Origin of the sequence: Sulfurovum sp. TSL1 (assembly GCF_019972135.1) — a bacterium.
Lineage (GTDB): Bacteria > Campylobacterota > Campylobacteria > Campylobacterales > Sulfurovaceae > Sulfurovum.
This window is the reverse complement of sequence record NZ_BPFI01000002.1, coordinates 33,689-46,700: the sequence shown is the minus strand read 5'-3', so window position 1 is coordinate 46,700 and position 13,012 is coordinate 33,689. Positions and strand designations below refer to the sequence as shown.

Sequence of the window (13,012 nt, the reverse complement as noted above, 5' to 3'; positions counted from 1 at the left end):
ATCTACCTTCTTTCTGAAATTGTTTGATTATAGCAAATTGGGGATAAAAGGTAATGGAGTTTTGATGTATTTTATCTTGTGTCATGGAGAGAAAAGCATCACAGTAACGTTTGATGCATACTATGAAGGAAGCCCCGTATATGACCTTTCTTCATACGGTTCCTCCTGTTTTGAATTCGGCTGGATCACAAAACGCTATGTTAAAGTTTCAGATCTCTCACCATCCAGTTTATTTTTTGGATAAAAAACTATAGACCCCCAGAGATATAATGATCAGAGCAATACCCAGTATAAGATAAAGGGCATGCACCATCTGTGAATAATCGTGTAATGCAATCTTAAAGACTACCATCAATGCTTCAATGGAAAGTGCAATAATGATGGCGATAGAAAACTTTGTCAGGACATTTGCATCTTCAGCTACTTTGCTGTAATTTTTGAAAAAGACCTCTCTTTCCAATATGGTCTTGGCCAGGTCAAAGATGGCAAGCCCCAAAGTGAGTGCAACGATAGGTTTAAAGAGTGAATCAAGCGAGAAGTTTCCTTCCAGAAAGATACTTGAGGCATAGCCTATCAATGCATACATAATGGCAAAAAAAGCAAAGGCCATGAGTGAAAAACCCACGGCTTTATAAAAGAACTGTGTAAAACTGTTGAACGCCGGATTGAGTTCTACCAGACCGAGTCGTCCAAGTAGTCCTGAGAGTGTAAAATCAATAAAAATATACTGATCCTCTTCTTTTTTCATCACAGTAATACACGTATGCCCCGTTGCAGAACTGATGTAGGGAGTACTGATGGAAAACTCTTCATCTCTTTGCATCACTTTTGTACTCATATAGGCTCTGTTCTTGCCCGCTTCCGATACATCTGTTTTATATCTGGAAATATTTGGAGAAGTTTGATTGAAGTCCTTATCCGTGATATAGAGTAGTTCCATTGATGGAAATGTTTGAAACGTCTTTTTATAATTCTTTGATTTCTCTGCTAGGATCGATCCGTTGTTTTTTAACGTTGTCATGATAAACTTTTCAATATCTTCCTTATTTTCTTGATATACTTCAATAAATTCTTTCATTCATCCTTACCTTTATGTTTAGTGTACATTCATGCTACAAGTATAGCATGCAAGTCATCATATGAGATAGAGCTTCTGTATAGTTTTTGCTCAATCTTATCTATAACGACTTGTGACTTCAGAAAAAAATCATACCTCTCTATAGACTAAATATGCATGATGCACAACCATCGCAAATACCTAAGGAACAGATAACCCACTATTAACAACAATTTGGTTAAAATAATTCATTAATTTTGACTACCCTAAAGTAGTTCTTGGAGCAAATAACAATGAACAAATCAAAATACATCTGGATGGATGGCAAATTCGTACCTTGGGATGATGCCAAGGTTCACGTACTTACACATACACTGCATTACGGAAATGGTGCTATAGAGGGAACTAAAGCCTACAAAACAGTCGATGGAAGATGTGCAATCTTTAAACTCAAAGAACACACCAAAAGACTTCTTAACTCATCAAAAATGACACTGATGAATGTACCATATACAGCAGAGGAACTCAACGCTGCACAAGTAGAACTTTTACAGAAAAATGAACTCTTTAACGGTGCCTATATCAGACCACTGGTTTATCTTGGATATGGTGTCATGGGGCTTTACCATAAGGACTGTCCTGTCAATGTATCTATCTCTGCATGGGAATGGGGTGCCTATCTTGGAGAAGAGGGGCTCAAAAAAGGTGTGCGTATCAAGATCACTTCTGTTACAAGAACACCGAATACCTCGGGAATGGGTAAAGCCAAAGCAGTAGCAAACTACCTTAACTCCCAAATGGCGAAATTTGAAGCGGTTGAAGCAGGATACGATGAAGCATTGCTGAGAGATGACCATGGGTATATCGCTGAAGCATCGGGTGCAGCTTTCTTCATGGTAAGAGATGGTGTACTTATCTCTCCTCCTAGTGACAACTCACTGGAGTCCATTACGCAGCAAACGATCATAGACTTGGCACATGACATGGGTATCAGAGTGGAAAGACGCCGCATTACGCGTGAAGAGGTCTACATCGCGGATGAAGCATTTTTAACAGGAACGGCTGCAGAGGTCACACCGATCCGTGAAGTAGATGCCCGTATCATCGGTATAGGTTCAAGAGGGCCTATCACTGAAAAATTACAAACAGCCTACTTTGATGTAGTGGCAGGTAAGAACCCTGACTATATTAAATATTTGACCTATATCAACTAAATAAGGATAAACATGCCAGCAGATATGAACGACTATTTTAAAAAGAAAAGACCGAGTAACAGCTCAACGAACGATGACAATAACCGTGGCGGGGGAAGCAATTTCAATAACCCGTTCAACAATATCGGGAAAGGTGCACCTTGGATGTTCATTATCATTGCTATCGGATTTGCACTTTTTGTACTTAAACCATTTACGATCATCAACTCCGGTGAAGTGGGTATTAAGATCAATACGGGTAAATTTGAAGAAAAACCTCTTGAGGCAGGACTGCACTTTTTTATCCCTGTGCTTCAAAAGATCATTCCGGTCAACACACGTATCCGAATGATCACATACTCTGATGTAAGAACAGGTGAGCTGGGTGATGCCTACAGAAACCTTGAAGGAGGGCTCAAAAGAAACCCGGCGATCACCGTACTTGACAAAAGGGGACTGACGGTCAATATAGATATTGCGGTACAGTACAGACTTAAAGCAGAAAGTGCACCGGCAACGATTGAAAAATGGGGTACGAGCTGGGAAGAGAAGATCATCAACTCTAAAGTGCGTGAAGTGGTACGTGACGTAGTCGGACGCTATACTGCTGAACAACTTCCTGAAATGCGTAATGAAATAGCAAAAGCTATTGAAACAAAAGTCAAAGAGAGTGTGGATTCGCTTGAAAACAAACCGGTTATACTCTCTTCTGTTGAACTTAGAACGATCAACCTTCCTCCAAAGATCAAAGATCAAATAGAAAGAGTACAGATCGCGAAACAAGATGTGACCATTGCAGAACAAGAGAAAGAAAAAGCAAAACAACAAGCACAAAGAGCTGCAGAAGTAGCGCGAGGTGAAGCAGAAAGAAACCGTATCGAAGCGCAAGGTGAGGCGGATAAGATACGTATTGAAGCAGAGGAGCAGGCCAAAGCCAATAAATTGATCTCCAACTCATTGACAGCTGAGCTTCTGCAACTAGAGCAGATCAAAACGCAAAGTAAATTCAATGAAGCGCTGAAGGTCAATAGAGATGCACAGATCTTCCTGACACCTGGCGGTGCTGTACCGAATATCTGGGTAGATGCAAAAGGTAAAGACCAGCAACGCCTGATGGGACAACAGCAATAATCTCTAACGTATGGTGGAGCTTTCCGCCATACATCCCCTTACTTCATTCCCTCTTCATTTTAGATCACAGCGATCATCCTACATCGCATCATGCCACTGCACTAAAGTCAGTCTATACCCCTCTTCAACAGGCAATACTTCATGCGAAAAATAGGGATTGCTTGGAAAAATGATCATGTCTCCCGCCTCTGGTTGGATCTTGACAGGTTCTCCGCCTTTATCATAGAGATAATTGAACATCAATTCCCCGCCAGAAAAACTTAGACCCTTTTCATCCGCCTTACTTGCGTGGCTTGTGGCGAACAGTACGGTTGAGAGTTTTCGCTGCGGTGCTACCACTTTAAATCCTACGGTCTGTTCATCTTTATCAATGATCTCACTGGAATCATCCGCATGCTTCACATAGAAAAATCCTTTTTTGTATTCGAGTACCTGTACATCGGTTGAGAGCGTCAAGGCAATAGTAAAATACGCTTCTATCATGGGTTTATATTTACTGAATTGCGCATCATAGTACTTCTGGTAAAAAGGATCCAATTTATAAATATTGGTCTTTCTGTACGCTTCTACAATATCCGCTTGGACAATACCGGTGATCACCTCTTTTTTTACTTTTGCTTTTCTCTTGGTCTCCTCATCCTCCTGTACCAAAGAAGCCAGTTCCTCACAAGCCTCTTGTGAAAAAAAGTTTTTAATGATGAGATAGGGATACGCTTTATATTGACTGGGTAAAAGTCTATTTTCTATTTCTATATTCTCGAATAAAGGATCACAATAGATATGGGTACTGATCTGTATCATCGTGTGTACACAGTAAGGTGAAATGGGTTAAAACAATGGTACATAAAAAGCTCCTTGGCCCTTCAAATCTAGCGTGACATTATAATTCAAAAATCAGACATTTATCCTAAAAGATTTCTTAATTTGATGGTCTCTGTCTGTTGGCCCAACAGATAAAAAAGCTCTCCCAATGTATACTATAGTTATAATACGAACAAATATTTTCCTGATGGAGATTCTCTTATGCAAATAGATTGGAATAAAAACCCCCTCATCCCTGCGATCGCTCAAGATCATGAGAACAATGAAGTGCTCATGCTCGCATACATGAATGAAGAAGCGTACAACCTTACACTCTCTACAGGATATGCCCACTACTTCAGCCGAAGCAAACAACGTATATGGAAAAAAGGTGAAAGTTCCAACCATACCCAAGAGGTCAAAGATGTGCTTCTTGACTGCGATGCAGATACTGTGATACTCAAGATAAAACAAAACGGCGTCGCCTGTCATACGGGACGTAAAAGCTGTTTCTTCACTTCTGTGATGCAAGACAAAGTGGTCTTGGAGCAAGAGGTAGATACGGACGCTATCTATGGTGTGGTCGATACACTCTACCACACCATATTAGAACGTAAACATGCCCCTGCGGAAGCAAAGTCATGGACGAAAAAACTTTTAGATGATAAAGCACTCATGCTCTCCAAGATCCGTGAAGAGGCAGATGAAGTATGTGTTGCGATCAATGAAGAGAGTGATGAACAGGTCATCTACGAATCTGCCGACCTTCTCTATCATACACTCGTAGGGCTGGGATATAGAGATATCTCTCCGGACAGGGTCAAACAGGAACTTGCAAGACGATTTGGATTAAGTGGCATAGAAGAGAAAGAGGGACGAAAAAAGTAGAGTGCAAATCATTCATTTACACTCTTTCTAAAATAGATCTAGCAGCCTCCGGCACACCCTGGACTATCTGCATTACCGCCGGCAAAATAGTTTCCGTCAAAGCTCACCAAAGAGTAGTTTCTTTCCGTTCCAAGTGACTCTTTCAGCCCTTCAATAGAAAGGAAACCTAGTGAATCCGCGTCAATTTTTTCTGCGATCTCTTCCGGTGTGAACTTTGTAGAGATCAACTCCATTTTGGTTGGTGTATCAATACCATAACGGCATGGATATTTGATCTCAGGCGCAGCAATACGCATATGTACCTCTTTGGCACCTGCTTCTTTAAGCATACGTACGATCTGTTTAGAGGTCGTACCGCGTACCAATGAGTCATCAATGATAGCTACTCTTTTTCCTTCTATCAAGTGTTTGACAGGAGAGAGTTTCAGTTTGACCTTAAGGTCACGTATCTCCTGCGTCGGCTCGATAAATGTACGTCCCACATAGTGATTACGTACAATACCCATCTCAAATGGGATACCCAGACCATCCGCGTAACCTTTGGCAGCAGCCACACCGGAATCTGGTACAGGAAGTACAAGATCCACATCCGCAGGTACCTCTCTGGCAAGTCTTTTCCCCATCTCTAAACGCATTTCATAGACATTTTTTCCGTCGATAATAGAATCCGGTCTGGCAAAGTAGATATATTCAAAAGCACAAGGGTGGAAATCCGCTTCGAAGACTTGTTCCGAAACAGGTTCTTTCCCCTCTTCAAAGATAAGCATCTCTCCAGGTTCTACATCACGTATGAACTCCGCACCTACCAGATCAAATGCACAGGTTTCAGAAGCGACAATATATCCACCGTCGCTTAGTTTACCCAGACTGAGAGGGCGAATACCAAAACGATCACGGATCACAAACATTTTAGAGCGGCTTTGGATCGCCAAACAGTATGCCCCTTCTATCTTTGTCAGCATGTCCTTGATACGATCCACCAAAGAATCTTTTTGAGATTTTGCTATGAGGTGAATAATGTTTTCCGTATCCATATCTGTCTGAAAAATGGCACCTCTGTCTATCAGTTCATTTCTTACTTCATGTTTATTGATAAGATTGCCATTGTGTACGACCGATATCTCTCCAAGTTTGTACTTGGCAAATACAGGCTGTGCGTCTCCGGCAGATTCACTTCCTGCTGTAGAGTAACGATTGTGCCCTACAGCACATCCACCATCTAACTTATCAAGTGTTGCTTGTGAAAAAACATCTGATACCATACCGCGTTTTTTATACAACATGATACGTTGACCGTTGGCTGCAGAAATACCTGTAGCTTCCTGTCCACGATGTTGCATTGAGAAGAGCGAATAATACGCTACTGTAGAAGCTTTTTTTGCACCGAATACACCGACTATTGCACACATATTAAATTCCTAAACAATCATTTATTGAGTAAAGACCACTCTTTTGATCTACAAGCCATGCTGCCGCACGGATCGCACCTTTTGAAAAAGTCTCTCTACTGGTAGCTGTATGGTTGAGTTCCAGGAACTCCCCATCATTATAAAAACCAACCGTATGTCGACCTACAATATCACCGCCACGAAGCGCCATCACGGCGATCTCGTCTTTGGATCTTGCTCCGATCTGGCCATCTCTTCCGGAAATACGTACATCATCAAGATCCAGACCTCTGCCTTTTGCTGCGAATTCACCCAACGTTAAGGCCGTACCGCTTGGCGCATCCACTTTATGTCTATGGTGCTGTTCCACGATCTCGATATCAAAATCTACCAGTGTAGCTGCCACCTGCTCTACCAACTGTTTTAAAAGTGCGATACCTGCTGACATATTTGATGCATAAAGTACCGGCATTTCTTTTGAAGCTTCTGTAAGAAGATTTTGCTGATGTTGCGTAAATCCTGTGGTTGCGATCACCAGTGGTGTAGGGTTCTTTAATGCTTCTTCGCAAAGTTCCTGTGTGGCTGCAGGTGCTGAAAAATCTATCACGACATCACAGTTTTCAAGCACTGTTTTCATACTGTTGGTCACCAATACATCAGAAGGCACATCCGTTTTTAATTCACCAAATACATGTAAAACACTCAGTTCCAATACCTCATGCTCCAGAACATTCTTGATCAGGTGTGCACCCATTCTACCTGTACTACCTACTATACCGACTTTTGCCATCTACTGTTGCTCCTGTATATATGAAATTACCTGAAGTGCGGCTACTGAACCGTCACCTGCCGCTGAAACCACTTGTTTGGGTGCTTCTATGCGTATATCTCCTGCCGCAAAAAGACCTTCCAGTGATGTTCTCATCCTTAGATCCACGATCACCTGTCCACAGTCATTCATCTCACAGATGAAATCACCGTTCTCATCTTTCAGTACCGCGTTGTTGACATTATGTCCCACAAAAACGAACAATCCTGTATTGTCCATATGTGTCATGGTCCCGTCATTATGCTTGATGTTGACCCCTGTGACACCCGTAGCATCTCCAAGCACTTCGTCGATGACAGCATTGGTGATCAGATGTATATTCTCTTTTCTTTTCACTCTGTCTAAAGTCGAAGGTGCTGTTCTAAATTCATCTCTCCGGTGTACCACGTAGACATCTGAGCAGATATTGGAGAGATAAAATGCCTCTTCAAGTGCGGTATCACCTCCGCCAAGTACGGTCACAGGCTTGTCTTTGTAAAAAAAGCCGTCACAGGTGGCACAGGTGCTCACACCTTTTCCAAAGTATTTATCTTCGCCTTTGACACCGGCCTTTTTAGGTGTGGAACCTGTACAAACGATGACGGTCATCGCTTCAACCTTTTCATCGCCTTCCAGTGTAACGGTAAAGTACTCACCTGTTTTTGCCACACGTTCTACTTTTTTCATCTCATGTTTAAGACCGAAGTGAAAACACTGCTTTTGCCACGTGTCCATAAAATCCATACCTGTTTTATCATGTTCAAAGAATCCGGGGTAGTTCTCTATCTCAGAACTCTGTGTGATCTGCCCGCCAGGCATACCCGTCTCAAACAGTGTAACATTTTTAAGCCCGCCTCTTGTGGTGTAGAGTCCGGCTGTAAGTCCGGCCGGTCCTCCACCGATGATTGCACAGTCTAACATTCTGAATCCTTGAACTAAGTAAAATACTTAAGCAAATACTATCTATTATACAATGAAAATACTTGGTTAAAAATTTTAGGAGATTTTATCTAAATATAGATATGAAAGAAGTTTTAAAAGAGGGAAACCCTCTCTTAAATGTATCACTTACAGTTGTGCGTTGATCTTTTCAGCAAATGCATCTTTCGAAGCTGCACCTACCATTTGGTCTACCAACTCACCGTCTTTAAAGAAAAGGATCGCTGGAATAGATCTGATGCCATATTTTACTGCGATATCTTGCTGCTCATCAGTATTGACTTTACAGATAGTCGCTTTCCCATCAAAATCTTCTGCAAGCTCTTCGATCACTGGTGCGATCATTCTACAAGGTCCACACCATGGAGCCCAAAAGTCTACCATTGTTACACCTTCAGCGATAGTCGCATCAAAATTTTCAGCTGTTAAATCTACATATTTTGCCATATTTATTTCCTTTAAATTTTATATAAATAGTATAACCTAATTTCTTATAAAAACTATTGTTATAGCTTATATTTTTTAAAATTATCTATCTTTTGTCCTAATTATATACAAAGAGGATAAAAATCCTCTTATTCTATTTCTTCCAGTCGGATCTCTGGATATTGAGAAGAGCGTGTCCCTTCTATAGCCATCGTCCTTTCTCCCTTTACCGTATAGACAAAGGATATTTTGGCTTTATCGGTACTGTTCTTGTTTGCCCTATGCAGCAGTAAAGAGTGGAAGATGATCACATCGCCTTTTTTAAGTGGCGTGGAGACCTTTTGTGCTATCAGCGCGACATTCTCTTTCGTGTCTTCTCTAAAATACTCTTTTGCATCAAACTGCTCAGGCTTGAATTGCATCACATGGCTTCCAGGTATGAATTCAAGCACACCGTTCTCACTGTACTCATCATCCAAAGCCAACCATACACTCACCAGATTATTGTCTGAATAGCGCCAATATCTTCTGTCCTGATGCCAGGCCGTTGCCCTGCTGTAATGAGGCATTTTTGTCATAATAGAGTTATGATGGGCGGTTGTTATCACCACTTTGTCATCCAGTATCTGCTGCAGAACAGGACGGATATCGGCATTTTCCATCCACTCTTTGAAAAGGACATCTCTCTCATACACCTGCCGTAACCTGCGGACGATCATATGCGCTTCATTGGATCCACTGCTATAATCCACGACATTGGTACGATACTCTTTGGATCTCTCATCATACCCTATCTCTGTTTCAATCGGTTCAATTTTATGTTCTAAATGTGCTTTGGCGACATCCAATATCGCGTCACATTTTTCCTGGGGTAAAAAATTTCTTAAGACGATAAAACCATTTTGATGAAATTGTTGCAGCTGCTCATCGGAGAGTCTCATATAGGTGCCTTTAAAGTATCATTAAGCAGATTATAGCGTAACATTCTCTATAAATTCTACTTCTCTATAGCGAATGATCAGTGCATCGATCGAAAATGGCATATCTAATTTTTTTGTTTTCAGGTAATAGTGTGCAGAGTTGATCACTTTTCGCAGTTTGGAAGGTGTCACATTATAGACTGGATCAAAGTCTGTTTTCCCGCTTTTCACTTCGATAAAATGCAGGACATCATCTCTTTTAGCGATAATATCTATCTCGCCAAGTTTACGTGCAAAGTAATTACGCTCCAAGATCACGAAACCTTCCTGTTCTAAAAAACGTGTGGCCAAGGTCTCGCTCTCATTACCGAATTTTTTAGGATCTTCTCTTGTCATTTTATCAACCTTATCACTTTCTCATCTGTCTTGCTTCAAAACTTGATGTCACAAATTGTGATTTCAAGTTTTCAAACTCCTCTACCTTCAATTGAAACATAAAGTCTTGTGGAAACCTTTCAATATTTCGTTTAACTGCTTGGTTTAATACTCTTGTTTCAATCTGATAAAGCTCTGCTAGATCAAAGTCCGGCATAATCTGCTTACCACGTAAAGTATATATTTTATGATGGATGGCTGTTATCATTTAATACATAGTTACTCCTAATGATTAGGAGTATAGAATAAAAAATAGGAGGGGGTACAAAAGCATGTCATATTGACATATTTCTCATCAAAACCTTCCACAAATTTTTAAAATAGGAAACCTTATAAATTTACATCAACTCAAGCTTTCTAAATTAATAAACAACTTCAGATTTAATAAATATTGTGTCTGATATAATCTCATCAAATATTTATAAAGGAGGATCCATGCCAGCTATTTTTTCTTCATTATTCGTTGCTGGGGTTTATTCTCCTTTAGCTCCCATTAAAGCATGCCATTGCAACTGTTTTTTTAAACTCAAAACAAGAATGACATTGCTTTTAAACCATTACATCCCTAGATGTCCTTTTTACTGTACATACTTTGCCTTTAGACGTACGGGCGTACATCCTCCATTTACAATCCTTTCAAAATAACTAACCAATAACACACTCTATAAACACATTTAATTTAAATGCTACACTAGAATTCTTTCTATTTTTTAGTGCAACATTTGGATTGTTATATTCAAAGGAACAATTATGTCAAAAAATTATGTAGTAGGATTCCCACGTATTGGGGAAGAAAGAGAATTAAAAAAAGTATTAGAACTTTTTTGGGCTGGTAAAACAGACTTTAACGAAGTAGAAAAAGTCGCACTAGAGTTAAAAATAAGACACTGGAACTATCAAAAGAATTCGGGTATTGATTTCATTTCATCAAATGACTTTTCTCTTTATGACAATGTACTGGACACTGCTATCATGCTAGGAGCGATACCACAAAGGTTTAAAGATTTAGAAAATGAAGAACTCTACTTTTCTATGGCTCGTGGAAATAAAGATGCTGTCGCTATGGAGATGACAAAGTGGTTTAATACCAACTATCACTATATCGTACCAGAGCTTTCTCCCACAGATAACTATGTACTCAATGCTACAAAAGTGTTAAATGAATATAAAGAAGCCAAGGCACTTGGCATCAAAACCAAGATCAACCTCATAGGACCCATCACTTTTTTAGGACTCTCAAAAAGAGTTGACAGAGGTGATACATATGAACTTTTTGGGAAAATCCTTCCAATTTACGAAGCACTATTGGCTGAAATTGCAAAGCTAGATGATACTGTAACCGTACAGATTGACGAACCTATCTTTGTAAAAGGTGTAGAGCCAAAAGTACTTAGTCTTATTAAGCCATGTTATGATGCTCTTTGTTCAGTCGCAAATAACATTAACATCATTGTAACAACCTACTTTGAACACTCAAATGAAGCAACAAGAGTACTGGTACATACACCTGTTTGGGGACTTGGCCTTGACTTTAACCATGGTGAAAAAAATACTGAAAGTTTAGACCTTGTAGCAAACAGCGGTAAAAAACTTATAGCAGGTGTTGTTGACGGAAGAAACATTTGGAAAAACAATATTACACAGACAACTGAACTTTTGGAAACTATTTCAAAATATGTGGCTAAAGATAACATAATTGTTTCAACCTCATGTTCACTGTTACATACACCATTTACGCTCAAATATGAAGAGAAAATGGATACTGAAATAAAAAGCTGGCTCTCTTACGCAGTTGAAAAACTGGAGGAAATCTCACTCGTCTCAAAAGTCTTTTTTAAAAGTATAGCGCTATTAAATACAGAAGAAACAGTAGCATATAAGGCGAACATAGAAGCGAACAAAACAAGAAAAAACTCTGCCCGTATTCACAATAAAGCGATACAAAGAAAAGTTGCTAACTTTACAAAACTCGAACGTGAAGGCACATATGAAGAGCGTATTAGAATCCAAAAAGAGATTTTAGGATACAAAGATTTAGCTACCACTACCATAGGTTCATTTCCTCAAACATCTGAGATAAGAAAAGCAAGAGCAGACTTTAAAAAATCTGCTATTTCAAAAGAAACATATGAAGCAAAGATGAAAGATTATATTGATACGTGTATCAGCTTTCAAGAGGAGTGTGGATTAGAAGTGTTAGTGCATGGTGAGCCAGAACGAAACGATATGGTCGAGTACTTTGGAGAGCAGTTAGACGGGTATGGCTTTAGTCAGAATGGATGGGTACAAAGCTACGGAAGCCGTTGTGTAAAGCCTCCATTTATTTATGGTGACATCAGCCGTCCAAAACCTATGACAATTGAGTGGATGACCTACGCACAAAGCAAAACAGATCATATCATGAAGGGAATGCTCACTGGCCCTGTCACGATACTCAACTGGTCATTTGTCAGAGATGACATGCCAAGAGGTGAAGTATCTAAACAGATAGCCATCGTATTAAGTGATGAAGTAGATGATTTACAAAAAGCAGGTATAAAGATGATTCAAGTAGATGAAGCGGCATTTAAAGAAGGTTACCCCCTACGATTAGAAAATATTCAAGCCTATGAAGAGTGGGCAGTGAGAGACTTTAAAATCTCTGTCAGCACAGCAAATAAAGAGACACAAATACACACGCATATGTGTTACTCAGAGTTTAATGACATCATACGTACGATAGAAGCAATGGATGCAGATGTAATATCTATAGAGACTGCACGTTCTGGGAATGAACTACTCAAGATTTTTAAAGAGGTAGGATACAAACAAGAGGTAGGACCAGGTGTATATGATATTCACTCGCCACGAATTCCATCAGTAGAAGAAATCGTAGAACAAATCAAACTTCTACTAGAAGTCTTACCAAAAGAACAACTATGGATTAATCCTGATTGTGGACTTAAGACACGTAAATGGGAAGAGGTAAAACCTAGTTTGGAAAATATGGTGAAGGCTGTAAAGATTGTAAGAGAAAAGTTATAAAA

At 39.8% G+C, this 13,012-nt stretch carries 14 protein-coding genes; 5 read left to right on the top strand and 9 right to left on the bottom strand.

All coding sequences use genetic code 11. The features are described 5' to 3' along the window. Nucleotides 1-64 precede the first annotated feature (64 nt). Nucleotides 65-244 carry a hypothetical protein gene (locus tag LDM98_RS09100; RefSeq protein WP_223899124.1) on the top strand — a complete coding sequence of 60 codons (180 nt, stop codon included), beginning with the start codon at nt 65-67 and terminating at the stop codon, nt 242-244. On the opposite strand, the gene LDM98_RS09095 is transcribed toward LDM98_RS09100, so the two are convergent. Further along, nucleotides 230-1,078: a hypothetical protein gene (locus LDM98_RS09095; RefSeq protein ID WP_223899123.1), complete on the bottom strand. Its 849-nt coding sequence runs from the start codon at nt 1,076-1,078 to the stop codon at nt 230-232. The two genes, LDM98_RS09100 and LDM98_RS09095, sit on opposite strands and share 15 nt — an antisense overlap. Before the next feature lie 272 nt (nt 1,079-1,350). Here LDM98_RS09095 and LDM98_RS09090 point away from each other — a divergent pair, with 272 nt between their 5' ends. Both LDM98_RS09090 and LDM98_RS09085 read left to right on the top strand, forming a co-directional pair. Next, nucleotides 1,351-2,271, top strand: coding sequence for a branched-chain amino acid transaminase (locus LDM98_RS09090; protein ID WP_223899122.1), 921 nt, complete (start codon nt 1,351-1,353; stop codon nt 2,269-2,271). A gap of 12 nt (nt 2,272-2,283) precedes the next feature. Continuing rightward, on the top strand, nt 2,284-3,381 hold the full coding sequence (locus LDM98_RS09085) for a prohibitin family protein (RefSeq protein WP_223899121.1): 1,098 nt from the start codon (nt 2,284-2,286) through the stop codon (nt 3,379-3,381). Between the two features lie 78 nt (nt 3,382-3,459). Here LDM98_RS09085 and LDM98_RS09080 read toward each other — a convergent pair whose 3' ends face one another. Next, complete coding sequence (locus LDM98_RS09080; protein ID WP_223899120.1) at nt 3,460-4,182, bottom strand: 2OG-Fe(II) oxygenase; 723 nt, start codon at nt 4,180-4,182, stop codon at nt 3,460-3,462. A gap of 222 nt (nt 4,183-4,404) precedes the next feature. Between LDM98_RS09080 and hisIE the strand changes: the two genes are divergently transcribed. After that, nucleotides 4,405-5,070 (top strand): bifunctional phosphoribosyl-AMP cyclohydrolase/phosphoribosyl-ATP diphosphatase HisIE, encoded by a 666-nt coding sequence (gene hisIE, locus LDM98_RS09075; protein WP_223899119.1) that lies wholly within the window; start codon nt 4,405-4,407, stop codon nt 5,068-5,070. Between the two features lie 38 nt (nt 5,071-5,108). Here the strand turns inward: hisIE and purF are convergent, their stop codons facing one another. The 7 genes from purF to LDM98_RS09040 form a co-directional block, all read right to left on the bottom strand. Then, nucleotides 5,109-6,479 (bottom strand): amidophosphoribosyltransferase, encoded by a 1,371-nt coding sequence (gene purF / locus LDM98_RS09070; protein ID WP_223899118.1) that lies wholly within the window; start codon nt 6,477-6,479, stop codon nt 5,109-5,111. 1 nt (nt 6,480) lies between these two features. Next, complete coding sequence (dapB, locus tag LDM98_RS09065) at nt 6,481-7,248, bottom strand: 4-hydroxy-tetrahydrodipicolinate reductase (RefSeq protein ID WP_223899117.1); 768 nt, start codon at nt 7,246-7,248, stop codon at nt 6,481-6,483. Continuing rightward, nucleotides 7,249-8,187: a thioredoxin-disulfide reductase gene (gene trxB, locus LDM98_RS09060; protein WP_223899116.1), complete on the bottom strand. Its 939-nt coding sequence runs from the start codon at nt 8,185-8,187 to the stop codon at nt 7,249-7,251. It abuts the gene before it with no gap. A 147-nt stretch (nt 8,188-8,334) separates the two neighbouring features. Continuing rightward, the gene (trxA, locus tag LDM98_RS09055) at nt 8,335-8,652 is read right to left on the bottom strand and encodes a thioredoxin (protein WP_223899115.1); all 318 of its coding nucleotides are present in this window, start codon (nt 8,650-8,652) and stop codon (nt 8,335-8,337) included. A gap of 128 nt (nt 8,653-8,780) precedes the next feature. Next, nucleotides 8,781-9,572 carry a phytanoyl-CoA dioxygenase family protein gene (locus LDM98_RS09050; RefSeq protein WP_223899114.1) on the bottom strand — a complete coding sequence of 264 codons (792 nt, stop codon included), beginning with the start codon at nt 9,570-9,572 and terminating at the stop codon, nt 8,781-8,783. Between the two features lie 30 nt (nt 9,573-9,602). Next, the gene (locus tag LDM98_RS09045) at nt 9,603-9,947 is read right to left on the bottom strand and encodes a YraN family protein (RefSeq protein WP_223899113.1); all 345 of its coding nucleotides are present in this window, start codon (nt 9,945-9,947) and stop codon (nt 9,603-9,605) included. A gap of 13 nt (nt 9,948-9,960) precedes the next feature. Further along, on the bottom strand, nt 9,961-10,194 hold the full coding sequence (locus tag LDM98_RS09040) for an ORF6N domain-containing protein (protein WP_223899112.1): 234 nt from the start codon (nt 10,192-10,194) through the stop codon (nt 9,961-9,963). A 542-nt stretch (nt 10,195-10,736) separates the two neighbouring features. Between LDM98_RS09040 and metE the strand changes: the two genes are divergently transcribed. Next, nucleotides 10,737-13,010, top strand: a complete 2,274-nt coding sequence (gene metE, locus LDM98_RS09035) for a 5-methyltetrahydropteroyltriglutamate--homocysteine S-methyltransferase (RefSeq protein ID WP_223899111.1) — start codon at nt 10,737-10,739, stop codon at nt 13,008-13,010. The last annotated feature ends 2 nt before the right edge of the window (nt 13,011-13,012 follow it).

Coding starts and splice junctions, on each gene's coding strand:
- LDM98_RS09100 (WP_223899124.1), top strand. CDS start 65: ATGTATTTTATCTTGTGTCATGGAGAGAAAAGCATCACAGTAACGTTT.
- LDM98_RS09095 (WP_223899123.1), bottom strand. CDS start 1,078: ATGAAAGAATTTATTGAAGTATATCAAGAAAATAAGGAAGATATTGAA.
- LDM98_RS09090 (WP_223899122.1), top strand. CDS start 1,351: ATGAACAAATCAAAATACATCTGGATGGATGGCAAATTCGTACCTTGG.
- LDM98_RS09085 (WP_223899121.1), top strand. CDS start 2,284: ATGCCAGCAGATATGAACGACTATTTTAAAAAGAAAAGACCGAGTAAC.
- LDM98_RS09080 (WP_223899120.1), bottom strand. CDS start 4,182: ATGATACAGATCAGTACCCATATCTATTGTGATCCTTTATTCGAGAAT.
- hisIE (WP_223899119.1), top strand. CDS start 4,405: ATGCAAATAGATTGGAATAAAAACCCCCTCATCCCTGCGATCGCTCAA.
- purF (WP_223899118.1), bottom strand. CDS start 6,479: ATGTGTGCAATAGTCGGTGTATTCGGTGCAAAAAAAGCTTCTACAGTA.
- dapB (WP_223899117.1), bottom strand. CDS start 7,248: ATGGCAAAAGTCGGTATAGTAGGTAGTACAGGTAGAATGGGTGCACAC.
- trxB (WP_223899116.1), bottom strand. CDS start 8,187: ATGTTAGACTGTGCAATCATCGGTGGAGGACCGGCCGGACTTACAGCC.
- trxA (WP_223899115.1), bottom strand. CDS start 8,652: ATGGCAAAATATGTAGATTTAACAGCTGAAAATTTTGATGCGACTATC.
- LDM98_RS09050 (WP_223899114.1), bottom strand. CDS start 9,572: ATGAGACTCTCCGATGAGCAGCTGCAACAATTTCATCAAAATGGTTTT.
- LDM98_RS09045 (WP_223899113.1), bottom strand. CDS start 9,947: ATGACAAGAGAAGATCCTAAAAAATTCGGTAATGAGAGCGAGACCTTG.
- LDM98_RS09040 (WP_223899112.1), bottom strand. CDS start 10,194: ATGATAACAGCCATCCATCATAAAATATATACTTTACGTGGTAAGCAG.
- metE (WP_223899111.1), top strand. CDS start 10,737: ATGTCAAAAAATTATGTAGTAGGATTCCCACGTATTGGGGAAGAAAGA.